The organism is Chitinophaga parva (assembly GCF_003071345.1).
Taxonomy (GTDB): Bacteria; Bacteroidota; Bacteroidia; order Chitinophagales; family Chitinophagaceae; genus Chitinophaga; species Chitinophaga parva.
The window spans coordinates 24,406-41,147 of the sequence record NZ_QCYK01000001.1; the positions used below are offsets into that span (position 1 = coordinate 24,406).

The 16,742-nt window shown below is 53.7% G+C and carries 13 protein-coding genes and 2 tRNA genes; 8 read left to right on the forward strand and 7 right to left on the reverse strand.

What is annotated here, in order from left to right; all coding sequences use genetic code 11:
* Window positions 1-13 precede the first annotated feature (13 nt).
* The gene (locus tag DCC81_RS00100; protein WP_108684571.1) at window positions 14-514 is read left to right on the forward strand and encodes a thioredoxin family protein; all 501 of its coding nucleotides are present in this window, start codon (window positions 14-16) and stop codon (window positions 512-514) included.
* A gap of 101 nt (window positions 515-615) precedes the next feature.
* Window positions 616-2,019 carry an MBL fold metallo-hydrolase gene (locus tag DCC81_RS00105; protein WP_108684572.1) on the forward strand — a complete coding sequence of 468 codons (1,404 nt, stop codon included), beginning with the start codon at window positions 616-618 and terminating at the stop codon, window positions 2,017-2,019.
* A gap of 28 nt (window positions 2,020-2,047) precedes the next feature.
* Here DCC81_RS00105 and DCC81_RS00110 read toward each other — a convergent pair whose 3' ends face one another.
* Window positions 2,048-5,134 (reverse strand): sensor histidine kinase, encoded by a 3,087-nt coding sequence (locus DCC81_RS00110; RefSeq protein WP_165806377.1) that lies wholly within the window; start codon window positions 5,132-5,134, stop codon window positions 2,048-2,050.
* Window positions 5,135-5,283: 149 nt separating this feature from the next.
* Between DCC81_RS00110 and DCC81_RS00115 the strand changes: the two genes are divergently transcribed.
* Complete coding sequence (locus tag DCC81_RS00115) at window positions 5,284-6,669, forward strand: S41 family peptidase (RefSeq protein WP_205686236.1); 1,386 nt, start codon at window positions 5,284-5,286, stop codon at window positions 6,667-6,669.
* A gap of 62 nt (window positions 6,670-6,731) precedes the next feature.
* On the opposite strand, the gene DCC81_RS00120 is transcribed toward DCC81_RS00115, so the two are convergent.
* Together DCC81_RS00120 and DCC81_RS00125 are read right to left on the reverse strand one after the other, a co-directional pair.
* Window positions 6,732-8,264 (reverse strand): FAD-dependent monooxygenase, encoded by a 1,533-nt coding sequence (locus tag DCC81_RS00120; protein WP_108684575.1) that lies wholly within the window; start codon window positions 8,262-8,264, stop codon window positions 6,732-6,734.
* Between the two features lie 39 nt (window positions 8,265-8,303).
* The gene (locus DCC81_RS00125) at window positions 8,304-9,122 is read right to left on the reverse strand and encodes an AraC family transcriptional regulator (protein ID WP_108684576.1); all 819 of its coding nucleotides are present in this window, start codon (window positions 9,120-9,122) and stop codon (window positions 8,304-8,306) included.
* Between the two features lie 48 nt (window positions 9,123-9,170).
* Between DCC81_RS00125 and DCC81_RS00130 the strand changes: the two genes are divergently transcribed.
* From DCC81_RS00130 to DCC81_RS00140, 3 genes are all read left to right on the forward strand, one after another.
* Window positions 9,171-9,770, forward strand: a complete 600-nt coding sequence (locus DCC81_RS00130; RefSeq protein ID WP_205686237.1) for a Crp/Fnr family transcriptional regulator — start codon at window positions 9,171-9,173, stop codon at window positions 9,768-9,770.
* A 61-nt stretch (window positions 9,771-9,831) separates the two neighbouring features.
* Window positions 9,832-10,281, forward strand: coding sequence for a carboxymuconolactone decarboxylase family protein (locus DCC81_RS00135; protein ID WP_108684578.1), 450 nt, complete (start codon window positions 9,832-9,834; stop codon window positions 10,279-10,281).
* Window positions 10,282-10,312: 31 nt separating this feature from the next.
* Window positions 10,313-10,954: an HD domain-containing protein gene (locus DCC81_RS00140; protein ID WP_108684579.1), complete on the forward strand. Its 642-nt coding sequence runs from the start codon at window positions 10,313-10,315 to the stop codon at window positions 10,952-10,954.
* 127 nt (window positions 10,955-11,081) lie between these two features.
* Here DCC81_RS00140 and DCC81_RS00145 read toward each other — a convergent pair.
* Together DCC81_RS00145 and DCC81_RS00150 are read right to left on the reverse strand one after the other, a co-directional pair.
* Window positions 11,082-11,153: transfer RNA gene (locus DCC81_RS00145), tRNA-Glu, on the reverse strand.
* A 56-nt stretch (window positions 11,154-11,209) separates the two neighbouring features.
* A tRNA-Glu gene (locus DCC81_RS00150) sits at window positions 11,210-11,281 on the reverse strand.
* Window positions 11,282-11,424: 143 nt separating this feature from the next.
* Between DCC81_RS00150 and gap the strand changes: the two genes are divergently transcribed.
* Both gap and DCC81_RS00160 read left to right on the forward strand, forming a co-directional pair.
* Window positions 11,425-12,441 carry a type I glyceraldehyde-3-phosphate dehydrogenase gene (gene gap, locus DCC81_RS00155; RefSeq protein WP_108684580.1) on the forward strand — a complete coding sequence of 339 codons (1,017 nt, stop codon included), beginning with the start codon at window positions 11,425-11,427 and terminating at the stop codon, window positions 12,439-12,441.
* 147 nt (window positions 12,442-12,588) lie between these two features.
* Complete coding sequence (locus DCC81_RS00160) at window positions 12,589-13,788, forward strand: phosphoglycerate kinase (protein WP_108684581.1); 1,200 nt, start codon at window positions 12,589-12,591, stop codon at window positions 13,786-13,788.
* A gap of 151 nt (window positions 13,789-13,939) precedes the next feature.
* On the opposite strand, the gene DCC81_RS00165 is transcribed toward DCC81_RS00160, so the two are convergent.
* Together DCC81_RS00165 and gatA are read right to left on the reverse strand one after the other, a co-directional pair.
* A complete protein-coding gene (locus DCC81_RS00165) occupies window positions 13,940-15,217 on the reverse strand; it encodes a lytic transglycosylase domain-containing protein (protein WP_165806378.1) in 1,278 nt (425 codons plus the stop codon).
* A 15-nt stretch (window positions 15,218-15,232) separates the two neighbouring features.
* Window positions 15,233-16,684 carry an Asp-tRNA(Asn)/Glu-tRNA(Gln) amidotransferase subunit GatA gene (gene gatA / locus DCC81_RS00170; protein ID WP_108684583.1) on the reverse strand — a complete coding sequence of 484 codons (1,452 nt, stop codon included), beginning with the start codon at window positions 16,682-16,684 and terminating at the stop codon, window positions 15,233-15,235.
* Window positions 16,685-16,742: the final 58 nt, after the last annotated feature.

The following is a 16,742-nucleotide window of genomic DNA, read 5'->3' on the forward strand; positions in this document are numbered from 1 at the left end:
TAACTTTAATCATATGAAGACGTTCCTTTTAATATGCACTTCCCTGCTGCTCGGTTTTGGAGCAGCCCATGCGCAATCCAACGCATATGACCACATTTACGATCCCAATGCCGATGCTGCAGCAGACCTGAAGAAGGCCTGCGCAGAAGCCGCCGCCGCGCATAAGCACGTGCTGGTGCAGGTGGGCGGTAACTGGTGTATCTGGTGCAAGCGCTTTTACAAACTCACCACGGAAGATACTGCCCTGAGCCGTGAAATAGATGCAAACTACGTGGTGTACCATCTCAACTACAGCAAGGAGCAAAAGAACCTGCCCATCCTGGCCCGGTACGGCTACCCTGAGCGTTTCGGCTTCCCGGTGATCCTGGTGCTGGATGCAAAAGGCAACCGCCTGCATACCCAGAATACCGGCCTGCTGGAAGAAGCAAACGGCTACGACCCGAAGAAGGTGATGGACATGCTGAAGCAATGGTCGCCCTCCGCGCTCAACCCGAATAACTATATCAATGAATAATGGCAAAGCAGCTTGCCATTTTTTACGGTTACCAACGTGTACGTATAAACGACAATCAACAATAATTCCACCACAACTAACGGTGACCAATACACGAAATTATGAAGATCGCATTTCACGGGGCAGCGCGCACCGTTACCGGTTCCAAACACCTGATCACGCTGGACAATGGCAAGCAGATCCTGCTGGACTGCGGCATGTTCCAGGGCATGGGCCAGGACACAGACCGCCTCAACGAGGAGCTGGGCTTTGATCCGCGGAAGGTCACCTACATGGTGCTCTCGCATGCCCACATTGACCACACCGGCCTCATTCCCCGGCTGCCCAAACTGGGCTACAACGGACCCATTTTTTGTACCGCCGCTACCCGGGACCTTACCGATGTACTGCTGCAGGATTCTGCAGAGATCCAGCGGGACGATGCCAAGTATGAGAACAAGAAGCGCCACCAGCAAGACCTGCCGCCCATAGAGCCGCTCTACACGGTGGACGATGCCCTGCGTGCCGTTAAACAACTGACACCGGTAAACTACAATACCTGGACCCGCATAGACCCGGATGTGGAAGTGCTCTTCACCGATGCAGGCCACATCATAGGCAGCGCCTGTGTGCACCTGCGCATCACAGAACACGGTCAAACCCGCCAGCTCACTTTCAGTGGTGATGTAGGCCGCTATGGAGACATGATCCTCAAATCGCCGGAGGTATTTCCACAGGCGGATTTCATCGTGATGGAAAGCACTTACGGCAGTAGCCTGCACGAGGCAGCCGTGCCTTCTGATGCGGAGCTGCTGCGCTACATCCACGAAACCTGTATTGAGAACAAAGGAAAGCTGATCATCCCTGCCTTCAGCGTGGGCCGCACCCAGGAGCTGCTGTATGCGCTGAACATGGCTCAACTCAATGGCAAGCTACCCAAGGTAGATTTCTTTGTAGACAGCCCACTTTCCCTGGAAACCACGGAAGTAGTGCGTAGCCACCCGGAATGCTTCAACGATACCCTGCAGGCCGTATTGCGCCGTGATGATAACCCGTTTGACTTTCCCGGCCTCACTTATATCCGCACCGTGGATGAGTCCAAGCAGCTCAACTTCCGCACCGCGCCCTGCGTGATCATTGCGGCCAGCGGCATGGCGGAAGCCGGCCGTGTAAAACACCACATTGCCAATAATATCCTGAACCCGCAGAACATGATCCTGCTGGTAGGCTACTGTGAGCCAGACTCCCTGGGCGGGCGGCTCATGCGCGGCGCCAAGCAGGTGCACATTTACGGTACCCTCTACGAAGTGAACGCCCGTGTAGGCTCCATCCGCTCTATGAGCGCCCATGGCGACTATCACGACCTGGGCCACTGGCTTAAATGCCAGGACGCGCAAAAAGTAAAAAAACTATTCCTCGTGCACGGCGAGTATGAAGTACAGCAGATCTTCCGGGAGTGGCTGCAGAAGCTGGGTTTCGGGGATGTGGAGATACCAGCGCAGCATAGTGAGGTAACGTTGCCTTAGGCCGGGATAAAGGCCCGGAACATTTAAACTACTTCTCCAACGGTATCCAGATATTCACCTGCGTGCCCAAAGGCTCACCCAGGGTGGTTTTGAGGTCTATGATCTCAAAGGAGGCGTCCATATCAAAGCGGCTGTTGTAGAGCGATAACCTGTCACGGGTGATCTGCAGGCCGCGGGAATGGTGGGTCTGGCCATTCTGTTGTTTAATAGCAGCAGAGCGGTCCCGCCCAATGCCATCGTCTTTAATGATGCACAGGAGCCGCTCCCCTTTTTGTTCAAAAGTAATGTGCAGCGTGCCCTGTGCTTTCTTATGCAGCAGCCCGTGCCAGATGGCATTTTCCACGAAAGGCTGCAGGATCATGGAGGGAATTTCAATGAAGTCCAGCTCCAGTTCCGGGGAGATGGTGATGTTATAACTGAATTGATCTGCAAAGCGCAGTTTTTCCAGCTCCATATAATTTTCCAGCATCTTCAACTCCTTGGAGAGCGGCAGCGTGTTGAGCTGGGAGTGGTCCAGCACATCCCGGATAAGGCGGGCAAAGCGGCCCAGGTAAGCCAGTGCCAGCTCTGGCTGGTTCTTCATCATGAAGATCTGGATAGAGTTCAGCGCGTTGAAAATAAAATGGGGGTTCATCTGCGCCCGCAGTGCTTTCATCTCCAGCTGGGAGATCTGCTGCTGGAACTCCGCACGCCGCCTGGCTTCCCGCTGCACCCGCCTGATACGGAAACGCATAAACGAAAAAATAGCCACCAGGATAGCAATAGCGCAAAGCACCTTGAACCACCATGTTTGCCAGAACGCCGGCTTCACATAAATACGCAGGATGGTGATATGATCTGAAAAAGTGCCGGCCGTGTTGAGCGCCTTCACTTTAAATGTATAAAAGCCAGGGGAAAGATTGGTATAACGGGCGGTGGTGCTCAAGTTATTCAGTGTCCAGTCTTCATCCAGTCCTTCCAGCTTGTAGTAGTAACGTACCCGCCCGCGGTTGAAGTGGATGCTGCGGAAACTGATGGTGATGAAGTTTTGATGCGCCGTAAGCTTTACCGCCCCGCCAGCCGTGAGGGCTGCTTCAAACAACATGGTACTGTCCATGGCTCTGAGCCCCGTGATGGTTACATCCGGGGGCGGGGGCGCGGGTTGCAGCGTGGCGGGCAGCAGGCTCACTACAAAGTTGGAAGCGCCTACCAGCAGGCGCCCATCCTGCAGGGGCAGTATACGCCGCCTGGTTTTGCGGGCATTGTCAATAATATCATCATTCTGCTGGAAGATCTCCAGCTCCTGCGTGGAAGGGTTATAACGGTAAAAGCCATATGTGGTGGTAAGCCACACTGCTCCATTACGTCCCTGCATGCTCAGCACCCATTCATCAAAGGCATTTTCACCGGCCTGCAACTGTGTGTAAGCATTGCGCAGCGTATTATAAATAAACAGGCCATGATCTGTGCCGGCCAGCAAGGTGGTATCATTACAGCGATACAGGCAAAGCACATTATTCACCACGCTGCTATCTGCGTTTTTAAACAATACGTTCTTTATCACCCCGCCTTTGCGCTTATCCCACAGCAGCAGGCCGGCATCGTTTGTGGCCAGCCACAGGCGGTCATTCCCTTCCCTTATCATGTCCATCACAGACAGGGCGCCGGTATTGTAAGCACTAAGATCACAGTTGTAAAACCTTTGCAACCGTGGGTTCCAGCGTGCCAGGCCTTTTTTGTAAAGCCCTATCCACACGGCAGTATCATTATCCGGGAAAATGTCCAGCAATGCTTCATTATCCAGTTCGGCGGGATGATAGTGCACCTCAAAATTATTGGTACGGGGGTTAAACACCGATAGCTCCCCGTTTTCCTGCCCTATGAGCACCTTGCCCTGGAAAGCGGCCAGGCTCCATACTTTACTCTGGTGATTAGGCAGGTTGACAGCAGCATTGTTCCCGTATTCCATGACCTGCTTAGGGTGCATACCGGCATCCAGGCGGTATACACCACCGCCCCAGTAGGCTATGTAAATATCACTGTCCGGCGTTTGCAGCAGGTCTGTTACTTCCGACTTGGGCAGGCGCAAAGGCGTGCCGGAAAAGGATGTGCGGTAGCTCCAAATTTTCAGTTCCGGCGTTTGGAGGCTCATAATGCTGATGCCATAATCCGTGCCTACCCACAATTGCCCATCATCGCTTCTGAAAAAGCAGTTGATCTCATCGTTATAATAAAGCCCCTGTTCATCATTGTTATTCCCGAGAATACGCAGGCTGGCCTGCATCGTGCCGGAGGGCACGCCATACATGCCTACCCCCTCCGTGGCCAGCCACACCGTGCCGGCATTGTCTTCCATAGCGTCAAAGGCACGCGCATAAGCGCCTTTTCCCTGGTTTGCCTCCGGTGCATACAGCAGCACTGAGTCCATACGCAGTTGCATGGCTGTATAGCAGTACACCACGTTAGTGCGGGCAGCTATCCACATGCGCCCTGTATGATCGCGGTAAAATTTGCGCACGCTGGTTTCCAGGTTCAGCACCGGGATGTGTCCCGGGTTATAATCTTTGCTGTAAAGGGTTTTGCGCTGGTGGTCCAGCATAAAAATGCCATTGCGGCCACTTATCCAGATGTTGCCGCTGGCGTCTTCAATAATACCGCTGTTCATCTGGCACCGTATGTTTTCCGGCACCATGGAGGCGCGTTCCATCTGGTCCTTATCACTGTTGTACACCAGCAGGCCTTCCTCGCTGGTGGCCCATATCACCCCATTGTGGTCACAGATCATCTGCTCACATTGCAGCTCGCGGAGGCTCGTGGGTTTAAAACTGAGCGGCACTACACTCACCTTGCCCGTTACCGGGTCATACCGCCGCACGTTCTGCGGAGAGCCTATCCAGATGCGGTTGGCATTATCTTCCACCAGGCAGATATCGTCATAAAAAACGGAGCCCGGCAGCCGGTCAAAATTGGCCACCGTATTAAAGTTACTGCCATCATACCGCTGCAGGGCCGTACTGGCTATCCACAGGAACCCCCGCCGGTCCTGCAAAATGGCTGATACATGGTTACCGGCCAGCCCCTGCTGGATATTGAGATGCCTGAAGGTGTAAGGTAATTGCTGGGCGTGCAGTGCCACACTGCAACATAATAACAGTAGGTATAATAGCTGTAAACGGTATTTCCTGCGGCAGCGCGGCATAGCGGTTCAAATACTGAAATTATAAAATGTCTTTTAATATCTTGTGCCTATTATCAACACCGTTTCAAAAAAACCAACTCCCTGCCATGCTTTTATCGACCGACCGCCTGGGCCAATGGCTGCGGCAAATGGGCTGTATAGCCCTGCTGCTGCCGTTTTCCGCCCTGCAGGCCCAAACTGTAAGCAATGCCGACGCATCCCGCATTGTGCACACCCTTAGCGAAAAATTAACCGAGGGTTATCCATTTCCCGAACTTTCCGCCCGGTACAAGGCGGCGCTGGAAAAGAACGAAGCCGAAGGGCACTACTTTAATCTTACCGAAGAGGCCCTGGCGGCACGGCTTACCGCCGACCTGCAAGCCACGCATAAAGATGTGCACCTGCACGTATGGCGCGATGCCAACAGCTACAAACCCCGCCCTGCGGTGTATAAAGAAAATGAAGATGAGCAACTGGCGGCAGACCGGCGCGGCGGTTACGGCTTCCAGCAGGTAACCCTGGATGGCGCCACCAGCACGGCTTACATCAATATTCCCGGTGGCTTCAAGAGCAGCCAGGAAGCCTTTGAAATGGCCGCGTCGGCCATGGGCATGGCCGCTTACAGCAAGCATGTGATCATAGACCTGCGCCATAACGGGGGCGGCTCCGGCCAGATGGGCCGTTTCCTGGCGTCTTACTTTTATAGCGGCGGCAATGAACAGTTCTACCTGAATGGCTTTCATAAAGACCGTTCCCGCGATGAGCAGGAATGGACCTATGCTTATGTACCGGGCCACCGCATGCCGGATGCAAAGCTGTACATCCTGGTAGACCATAACACGGCGTCTGCATCAGAAGGCTTTGCCTACGCCATGCAGCAGTTGCACCGCGGCACCATCGTGGGCGATACTACGGCCGGCGCGGGCATTGCCGGCAGTATGAACCACCTGGGCAATAACCTGGTGGTATTTCTCCCGGTGAAAATGGTCACCGCCCCCCACGCTACGGTGGGCTGGGAAGGCACCGGCGTTATCCCCGACGTTGCCTCCAAAGGCCCGGACGCACTGCAAGCCGCCCGCCGCCTTATCCTGAAAGATATCCTGGCAGATGATCAGGATTCCATAGGCCAGGCCGCCGCCAGATGGCACCTGGAAGACGACAGCATTACCGGCCTGCAAGGCGATGCCCTGAAAAAGAAATATGCAGCACTGGTGGGCAAATACAACCAGGATGTAACCATTACCGCAGATAAAACAGGCCTGCGCTGGAACCGTGTGGAAGAAGGAAGAGGTATACAAAGTTATGCACTGCGCGAAGTGATGCCGGACGTGCTTACAGTAGTGGATATGAACCTGGAATTTGGCGGGCCCAATTGCAGCCGCGTGTACATTCACCGCGATGCAAATGGAAATATTGAAAGCCTTACCCGCAAAACCATCATGAATGCCGGTAATATTTATACGACACCCACGCCTTACACGCGGGTAAAATAATGTAATGAACCACCAGGGCATCACACACGGTGCCCTGGTGGTTGCATATCCCGGTGTACCGCTCACCTGCGCATACACCACCGGTCCGCCGCGGCCCGCAACCCGCTTACATCCGGCACTCCATCTGCCGCCCAGGCAATTATGCCATCCGGGCGTACCAGCGCGGCATTCACACCCAGCCGGTCCGCCGGCTTGCCGGTCACATACGGCAGTCCATATTCCGCGGCCAGCGCCTTGAGCGTAGCATCATCCTCAAAGTCCAGCAGGAGGCCATTGCCCGCGCGCATGCATGCGCCCACTTTAACCCCGTTATCCAACGCGTAATCAGGCACACTGTACCCCACCAGCGGATGATCGCCACCCAGGTCATAGTGCGTATGCACGCCCCAGATGCGGCCTGCAAAGTAAGTCGCACCATCACGGGTGTTTACCAGGTCGCGGAAGATGGCGTTCAACGCCCGTGCTGCGGGAGCAGGATGCATGATGGCCACCTGCGCGCGCGACCAGTCCAATACCTGTGCGCCCAGGGGATGACGCTCCGTAAAATAGCTGTCCAGCAGGCCTTGCGGGGCCTGCCCATGAATGGTGGCAGCCAGCTTCCAGCCCAGGTTCATGGCATCGCCCAGGCCCAGGTTAAGACCCTGGCCCCCCAGCGGGGAGTGAATATGCGCAGCATCACCAGCCAGCAATACGCGGCCATCCCGGTAGGTGGTGGCCTGGCGCGCACGGTCCGTCCAGGTAGTAGCGCTGTGCAGGGCGGTGACAGTTACGTCTGTATTGGAAATGCGGCGCAGCACTTCCTGCACATGCTCCCGGGTAATAGGTTTGTCTGCATGGTGAAATGCGCCGCCATCAAAATCCTGGATGAGTACATATCCCGGCTGTGATTGCAGGTACATGCCCTTGGGCGTAAGCGTGCGGCCGGGCTGTAGCTTTTCCGGGTCGGCCAGGTCTACCTGCGTGGAGTAACCGGTAAATTCCGGCTCCGTGCCGGCAAATTCAAAGTGGCCCAACTTACGCACCACGCTGCGGGCACCATCGCACCCCACCAGCCACCGGCCGTGAAACGACTGGTGGCCCGCCTCCACGGTTACGCCATCAGCCGCCTGCTGGAAGCTTGTAACGCCCAGCCCGCGCAGGATCACCACGCCCAGGGACGCTGCGCGGCGGGCCAGGATGGATTCCACTTCCTGCATTTCAGACATCAGGGTAGGTGGTGGGGAACCGGGCAGGCGGTATTTCCATTGGGAGGCATCTATCTTGTCATTAAAAAGCGAAATGCCTGCAAAGTGGCCCACAGGGCGGCTTTGCGGGGTTTGTTCTTTTAACTGGGCATGAGGGTTGCTCATGCGCTTGTGCAGTTCAAGCTGGTCCAGGAGGCCGCGGCGGTATAGTGCTTCAATGCTGGGCGAAGAAAGCCCGCGTATGCCAAAGGGAACTCTTTTTAAAGGGGAATGCGGGTCTGCTGCCTTTTCAAGTATAAGCACGGAACATTGAGCCAGGGCCAGCTCACCCGCCAGGAAAAGTCCCACGGGGCCTGCACCGGAGATGATCACGTCATAAGGGGGTTGTTTGGATAGTTGTGTATCGTTCATAAAAATGATTGAGACACAAAATTCCATAATGCCTGCCGGTCAGGATTGTATAAACGCGACAAAATCGCTGTGCAGGATCCTTTGCTCCTGCTTTGCATTCCGTGCAAAGGCCGCAGGCGTGGTGCCGCTATAGCGTTTGAAGTCCTTACTTAAATGCGCCTGGTCCGTGTAGCCCAGTTCTGCCGCCAGGCCGGCCAGGTTGCTGCCGGGCTGCCACCATAAGCGGTTACGCACCTGCTCAAAGCGCATGAGGCCCGATACATCTTTTACCGTATGCCCGGAAGATTGTTTGAAGTTCCTTTCCAGCGTGCGCACCGTGGCATGGGCCGCTGCTGCCACTTCGCTTACCGGCAGGGTGCCGTTTGCTTTTTGCATGGCCTTCCCGGCTTTGAATAACATACTGTCTATTGCCACCTTTGACCTTGCATCCAGCAGGTAGGCCGTCAGTATTTCCAACGCCGCGGTAAGGTTGTTTTGCTGCACGCAGGTATCCAGTGCCGGCTGCAACAGGGCAATGGGATGTTCAAAGGTTTGCACGCCGAGCCGGCCGGCAGGAATGCGCAGGAGATCAAACACCGTCCATGGGTAGCAACGGATGGCAATGATCTGTAAACGGTGCTGGGTGTAGAAAATGGCCGGCTGGTTGAGTAGCCCCATCATGAAAGGAGATGGCAATGGCTCCGGGATACCGTCATGCATGACACTGCAGGCATTCCCAAAATGAAAGATGATCTCCGCGTAACCATCGGGCATCACTTCAAAAGTGGTTTGCCCGGGCCCGGAGTCCCGTGTATTGTACCAAAAACATTTTATCACATCCCGGAGTACTTCGGGCGGTGCAAATTCCTGGTGCTGCATGCCGGAAAGTTAGCAATATTCAGGCGTACGGAAAATTGTGATAGCTTTGTGCATATAGTACCTACATCGGTGGCCATACAGCAATTATGCACGCATATCGGGAACTACATGTCCCTCCCGGCAAACAAAACCAGTCTGCTGGAGTCCTTCTTTGACCAAAGATCTTACGCCAAAAAAGAACTGCTCCTCACGGAAGGCCAGCGGTGCTTTGAAAAATTCTTTATCGTGAAAGGTTGTGTGCAGCTCAGTTACCTCCGCCAGGATGGTACCGAGCAGACCCTCGACTTTGCGCTGGAAAACTGGTGGATCTCGGACTTTATGGCCTTTGCCCACGGCGGCATCTCACAGTTTTCTATCCGGGCCGTAGAGCGCACAGAGGTGTTAGCCATCAGTGCAGCCCACCAGCATGCGCTGCTGGAGCAGGTGCCGGAGCTGCACGCCTATTTCCACCTGATGTTCCAGCGTGCCTATGCCGCGTCCCAGATGAGATTGCGGTACCTGTATGAATTTTCCAAAGAAGAACTGTACCTCCATTTCCTGCGGCATTTTCCGGCATTCACCCAACGGGTCCCCCAATACCTGCTGGCATCTTTCCTGGGCTTTACGCCCGTATACCTCAGTGAGCTGCGGAAGAAGTTTGTTTCTTAAACCAGTTTAAGCAATTGCACCTGCCCGTTCTTGACCTTTGTACCATCAAAAATGAACAGTTATGAACAAAGTGATCAACCACCGGTTAGACGTATGGAAACAAGAGCCACTGTATTGGGAAATGATGTCCGGGATAGACAAGCGCCTGCATGCAGGCACCCTGCCTGTCAGTATAATAGACATTATCAAGATCAGGGTTTCCCAGATCAATAAATGCGCTTTCTGCATTGACTACCACACCACAGATGCATTGAAAAATGGTGAAACCATCCGCCGCATCTTTGCCCTGTCTGCCTGGGAGGAAAGCCCCTTGTTTACAGACGCGGAACGCGCCGTACTGGAAGCGGTGGAAGAGGTGACCCTTATTTTCAACCACGGCCTGGCAGACGATGCGTATCAAAAGCTGCAATCCTATTTCAACACGAAAGAAATAGCAGACATCCTGATCTGCATCAGCCATATGAATTTTTTAAACCGCATCGGTATTTCCACCAAGACCGTTGCGCTTTAAACCCACTTCCTTTTATCCAAAATCAAATCATATGTCTGCTAACACCATCGCCGGCATAGAGCTGCCGGATAGCGCTATGGCGCAGCAATCCACGGAATTGCTGCGCACACATGGAAGTGAGCTTTTATACAACCATTCCCTGCGCACGTTTGTCTTTGCCGCGCTCCATGGCAAGCAACATAATATCCGCTACGACGCGGAATTATTGTACGTAAGCAGCATGTTCCATGACCTGGGGCTCACTGCACATTACCGCAGTGATGACAAGCGGTTTGAGGTGGATGGTGCCAATGCCGCGCGCGAATTTGTGCGCAGCCACGGCCTGCCCCCGCAATCGCTGCAATTGGTGTGGGATGCCGTTGCACTCCACACGTCTCCCGGCATTGCGGAGTACAAAGAACCGGAAGTGGCGTTGCTGAATTATGGGGTAGCGCTGGATATGGTAGGCAAAGGATATGACCATTTAACGGATCAACAGCGGGAAGAGATCATCCGGGAGTTTCCGCGCAGCGGGTTAAAGCAAAATATGATCAGCACTTTTTTCGACGGCTTTAAACACAAGCCCCACACCACTTACGGGAGCATCAATGCAGACATTTGTGTGTGCATGATCCCTGGCTTCCAGCGGGGTGATTTTTGCGAGGCCATCCGGCACTCGCCATGGGCCGAGTAAGGCAGCTATCATCTGAGGCCTGCCTGGTCTCCCCCCGGGGCTGATGGCGCAATGGGCGATGCCGGCGTGTTACCGGCACCTGTATTATATAAAAACAAGAAGGGCAAGCAGTGATGCTTGCCCTTTGTAGCGCGTACGGGAGTCGAACCCGTCATTCCTCCGTGAAAGGGAGGCGTCTTAGCCGATTGACCAACGCGCCAAACTCTTTTACGATCTTTATTATTGAACAATCCGTCTTTTACGATGGTTTCTTTGTAGCGCGTACGGGAGTCGAACCCGTCATTCCTCCGTGAAAGGGAGGCGTCTTAGCCGATTGACCAACGCGCCGTGTTTCGTTATTGGGATTGCAAAGGTAAGTGTCTGTTTTATATTTCCAAAATATTTTTACTTAACGCAAATTTATATTGCAGAATCACCACATTGCGCGTAAATTCGCTACTCAAATTTATCATCTCAAATCACAGTGAAAAATGGCAACTTCTCTTAAAATCGGTATTAATGGTTTTGGCCGCATTGGTCGTCTCGTTTACCGTCAGATCTACAACATGCCCGGCATTGAAGTAGTAGCAATCAACGATCTTACCAGCCCCGCTGTACTGGCTCACCTCCTGAAATATGACACGGCTCAGGGTCGTTTTGGTGTAGACGTAACAAACACTGATAACGCAATTATCGTTAATAACGAAGAAGTAAAGATATACGCACAGAAGGATCCCTCCCAGATTCCTTGGGGTCAGCACGGTGTTGACGTAGTGATCGAATCTACCGGTTTCTTCGCTGACGCTGAAAAAGCAAAAGCCCACCTGACTGCCGGTGCTAAACGCGTAGTGATCTCTGCTCCTGCCACTGGCGATCTGAAAACTGTTGTGTTCAACGTGAACCACGACATCCTGGATGGTAGCGAAACCGTTATCTCCTGCGCTTCCTGCACTACCAACTGCCTGGCTCCGATGGCAAAAGTACTGGACGACAAGTTCGGTATCAAACAAGGCCTGATGACCACCATCCACGCTTACACTAACGACCAGAACACCCTGGACGCCCCGCACCCCAAAGGTGACCTGCGCCGTGCACGCGCCGCTGCTGCGAACATTGTTCCCAACAGCACGGGTGCTGCAAAGGCTATCGGCCTGGTGCTGCCCAGCCTGAAAGGTAAACTGGACGGTAACGCACAGCGCGTACCCGTGGTAACCGGCTCTCTCACTGAACTGACCACCCTGCTGAATACCAAGGTGACTACAGAAGAGATCAATGCTGCTATGAAGGCCGCTTCCAACGAATCTTTCGGTTATACCACCGACGAGATCGTGAGCAGCGACGTGATCGGCACCCACTTCGGTTCCCTGTTCGACGCTACACAGACTAAAGTAATGACCGTAGGTGATCAGCAACTCGTGAAGACTGTATCCTGGTACGATAACGAAATGAGCTATGTTTCCCAGCTCGTACGTACTGTGAAATACTTCGCAGGCCTGATCTCCAAATAATCTTGCAAAAGGCCGTCAGCCCCTGCTGGCGGCCTTTTTACTGCTTTCCCTTACCGCGGAATCGCAGCGCAGCAGCGATAGCTTTTGCCCGGCGGCTCCGCGGTTTTATTTTTGACTACCACTTATTACACCCAAACCAATTGACCGATGAGCAAATTCAGTCAACACAACTTCAAAGGCCAGAAAGCCTTGATCCGCGTGGATTTCAACGTTCCCCTGAACGATAAGTTTGAGATCACCGATGATACCCGTATGCGTGCAGCCGTGCCCACCATCCAGAAGATCCTGGCAGATGGCGGTTCCGTGATCCTCATGTCTCACCTGGGCCGTCCGAAAGATGGACCTACTGATAAATATTCCCTGCACCACCTGGTAAACCACCTCGTGAAACTGCTGAATGGCGCTACCGTAAAGTTTGCGGAAGACTGCATTGGCCCCAAAGCCGAAACAGCCGCCGCCAACCTGCAGCCCGGTGAAGTACTGCTGCTGGAAAACCTGCGCTTCCACAAAGAAGAAGAAAAAGGTGACAAGGCATTTGCCGCACAGCTGGCCAAGCTGGGTGATGTATATGTGAACGATGCCTTTGGTACCGCTCACCGTGCACACGCATCCACTGCCGTGATCGCGGAAGATTTCCCCGCAGACAAACGCATGTTTGGCCTGCTGATGGAAGCGGAAGTGAACAGCGCGGAGAAAGTACTGAACAATACGGAACGCCCTTTCACCGCCATCCTGGGCGGCGCCAAAGTGAGCGACAAGATCCTCATCATCGAGAACCTGCTGGACCGTGCCAATAACCTGATCATCGGTGGTGGTATGGCTTACACCTTCCTCAAAGCACAAGGAAAGGAAATAGGTAACTCCCTGGTGGAAAACGATAAGCTGGACCTGGCCCTGGAACTCATTGCCAAGGCAAAGGCCAAAGGCGTGAACCTGCTGATCCCTGTGGATTCTGTAGCCGCTGATAAATTTGCAGCGGATGCCAACACCCAGGTAGTGTCTAACGACAATATCCCCGCCGGCTGGATGGGCCTGGACATTGCAGAGAAATCCATCGCCCTGTTCAGCGAAGTGATCCTGAACTCCAAGACCATCCTCTGGAATGGCCCGATGGGTGTATTTGAAATGCCCGCTTTCCAGGGCGGTACCAAAGCCATTGCAGAAGCCGTGGCCCGCGCTACCGCCCAAGGCGCCTTCTCCCTTGTAGGTGGTGGCGACAGCGTTGCAGCGGTGAACCAGTTTGGCCTGGCAGACCAGGTGAGCTACGTGAGCACCGGTGGCGGCGCCCTGCTGGAACTGTTTGAAGGCAAGGTACTTCCCGGCATTGCTGCCGTGCAGAACGCATAATAACTGATCATCCCCCCGGGGATTCATTTTATAAAGCCATTTATATCCCTGGCAACAGGTGCATGTAAATGGCTTTTTACTGCTTACAAAAAACAAAGATCCCGCACAATGTGTGCGGGATCTTTGTTAAAAATGCTTTTCGTAGAAAGCTTTATTTATGCTTAGTAGTAACTCTCTTCTTGCTGGCAGTAGTGCTCTTATGCGCTACCGTTTTTTTGCTGCTGGTGTGGTGGGCAGCAGTGCGCTGGGCCGGTGCTTTCTTTACCGCCGCGCTATCCACTGCCGGTACCTTCACCGGGGCCGGGAAACGTGACTTATCTACTGCTACCGCTTTATCATCGAGCGACATCTGTACAGATTCTTTCAGGATGTCATTCTTCTGCGTCATGAACTGGTTCATCTTGTCCTTCGGCAAACGCAGGTCTGCAGAATTAGTAGGACCAGCCAGTAAACGGGAGAAGTTCGGGTTCAGGCGTTCCAGGTCGCCCAGGTTTACGTCCAGGCCTTTGGCGATGGCGTCCAGGCGGTATTTGCCGGTTACGTTAAACACTACGGTGTTCATCAGCTCTTCATCGCTGAGGGGCGCGCCGGCTACGGCTTCTGCAGCGTTGACGATAGCATCATCAGAGGCATCCACGGCATCGTTACCCACACCAAAGAAGGTGTTGAAACGGTCCAGGATATAACCGGTGGCGATGAATTTGTACACGTGGTTGCGGGATTCTGCGGGCAGGAAATACTGCATGCCCCAGAAATCACTACGGCCGCTGGCCTTGATGGCGCGTTGTACGCCGCCGGCGCCGCAGTTGTAAGCCGCTACCACCAGCAGCCAGTCGTTAAACTGGTCGTGCAGTTCATTGAGGAACTTGGCGGCAGCCACGGTGCTTTTATAAAAGTCTTTACGTTCATCTTTCTTCTTGGCCACTGTCAGACCAAAAAGGCGGGCGGTACCGGACATGAACTGCCAGGCGCCTACAGCTCCTACTTTGGAACGGGCATTGGTATTGAAGCTGGATTCAATTACCGCCAGGTATTTCATTTCCTCGGGTACGCCATTCTCCCGGAATACTTTTTCCACCATGGCAAAATAGGGCTGACCCTTTTCGATCATGATCTGGAGATGCTGGCTGTAGTGTGAAGCAAAATCGTTGATATAACCTGATACCAGGTTGTTATTGATCTGCTCATACACCTTGGGGCTGCGGATAGAGCTGGGCAGGGACTCAGCTTCCCGTCTTACCATCAGTGCGGAGGCTGCGGATGGGCGTACCACGCTGTCCTTCGGCAGGACAATCTTCCGGGCCGTAATTGCAGTGTCTACTGCTGCTACTGAGGTAAATGCAGGCATCACGTCGCCTGCTACTTTTGCTGCTTTAGCCACGCCTGTTACCAGTGATGGCACCAACAGTAATAATAATAATTTCCTCATACACATGTTTGTTTTTTAACTGGTAGTGACCTGTTTGTTGGTCATAACATTGATCGTATACGCCAAACCTAACAAGTTTGCTTCGTCAAACTTCCGGGTGATTATCTGAATTCCGTAGGGCATGCCGTTGGAATGTACAGTTAAGGGTATTGAAATGGCGGGTGCTCCCACCAGGTTTGCCAGTACTGTATAGATATCTGCTAAGTACATGGCGATCGGGTCTTCCATTTTTTCCCCCAGTTTAAAGGCGGTGGAAGGCACCGTGGGCAGCAGGATGGCGTCGTAGTGCTCCAGGATAGCATTGATCCTGTTCATCACCAGGCGGCGCACCTGCTGGGCTTTCGTAAAGTAGGCGTCAAAATAGCCGGCACTCAATACAAAGGTGCCAAGCAGGATACGACGTTTTACCTCTTTGCCGAAACCTTCTGAGCGGCTCAGCTTATAAAAGTCTGTCAGCGCTACGTTGGCGTGGGCCGTGCGGTGACCGTACTTCACACCATCAAACCGGGAAAGGTTGGAAGATGCTTCGGCGGTGGTCAGCACATAATACGCGGGTACCACGTAATCCAGTATGTCAAAGTCAACCGCTTTCACGGTATGACCAGCCTGTTCCATTTCTTCAAAGCAATTCAAAAAACCGGCCTTCATTTCAGGGTCCAGGCCCTCATGACGGATCGCATCTTTCAAATACGCTAATTTCCAGGATTTATTGTGATCCAGCAGTGCCTGGTAGTCCGGCACCTCCAGTTGAGAGGCCGTGCTATCGAACTGATCCGGTCCTGCAACCGTTTGCAGCAGTTTTGCCACATCCGCAATATTCTTGCCAAAGATGCCTATCTGGTCAAAGGAAGAAGCGTAAGCGATGAGGCCGTACCGGGAAATGCGGCCATAGGTAGGCTTTAGCCCGATGATGCCACAAAAATCCGCCGGCTGCCTTACGGAACCACCGGTATCGCTACCCAGGCTCAGCATGCACAGGTCTGCCTGCACTGCTACAGCGCTGCCACCGGAAGATCCACCCGGTACACGGGTTTCATCCAGCGCATTGCGCACCGGCCCGTAGGCGGAGTTCTCGTTAGTGGAGCCCATCGCAAATTCATCGCAGTTCAGGTTCCCGATAATGATGGCATCGGCAGCCAGCAGGCGTTCTACCGCCGTGGCAGAGTAAGGGGACACAAAGCCTTCCAGGATGCGGGAGGCGGCGCCTACGTGGTGGCCTGCGTAGCAGATCACGTCCTTAATGGCTACCACCACACCTGCCAGGGCGCCTACCGGCTCCCCCGCCCTGATGCGGGCATCCAGCTCCGCTGCCTGCGCCAGCGCCTCATCCGCGTATACTTCCCGGAAGGCATTCAAGCGCGCATGGGCGGCAATCCTGTCTAAATAAGACTGCACAACGGCGGTACAGGTGGTACGGCCCTCGTGCAAGGCTTGATGTAAAAGATGTATTGTGCTGAATTCAGGCAAGCTAAATCAGTATGTTTTAAGGATTAAACAGCGCTATTTCAATTGGCATGGGAAAACC

Coding starts and splice junctions, on each gene's coding strand:
- DCC81_RS00125 (WP_108684576.1), bottom strand. CDS start 9,122: ATGCAGCACCAGGAATTTGCACCGCCCGAAGTACTCCGGGATGTGATA.
- DCC81_RS00135 (WP_108684578.1), top strand. CDS start 9,832: ATGAACAAAGTGATCAACCACCGGTTAGACGTATGGAAACAAGAGCCA.
- DCC81_RS00165 (WP_165806378.1), bottom strand. CDS start 15,217: ATGAGGAAATTATTATTATTACTGTTGGTGCCATCACTGGTAACAGGC.
- DCC81_RS00115 (WP_205686236.1), top strand. CDS start 5,284: ATGCTTTTATCGACCGACCGCCTGGGCCAATGGCTGCGGCAAATGGGC.
- DCC81_RS00120 (WP_108684575.1), bottom strand. CDS start 8,264: ATGAACGATACACAACTATCCAAACAACCCCCTTATGACGTGATCATC.
- gap (WP_108684580.1), top strand. CDS start 11,425: ATGGCAACTTCTCTTAAAATCGGTATTAATGGTTTTGGCCGCATTGGT.
- DCC81_RS00160 (WP_108684581.1), top strand. CDS start 12,589: ATGAGCAAATTCAGTCAACACAACTTCAAAGGCCAGAAAGCCTTGATC.
- DCC81_RS00140 (WP_108684579.1), top strand. CDS start 10,313: ATGTCTGCTAACACCATCGCCGGCATAGAGCTGCCGGATAGCGCTATG.
- DCC81_RS00105 (WP_108684572.1), top strand. CDS start 616: ATGAAGATCGCATTTCACGGGGCAGCGCGCACCGTTACCGGTTCCAAA.
- DCC81_RS00100 (WP_108684571.1), top strand. CDS start 14: ATGAAGACGTTCCTTTTAATATGCACTTCCCTGCTGCTCGGTTTTGGA.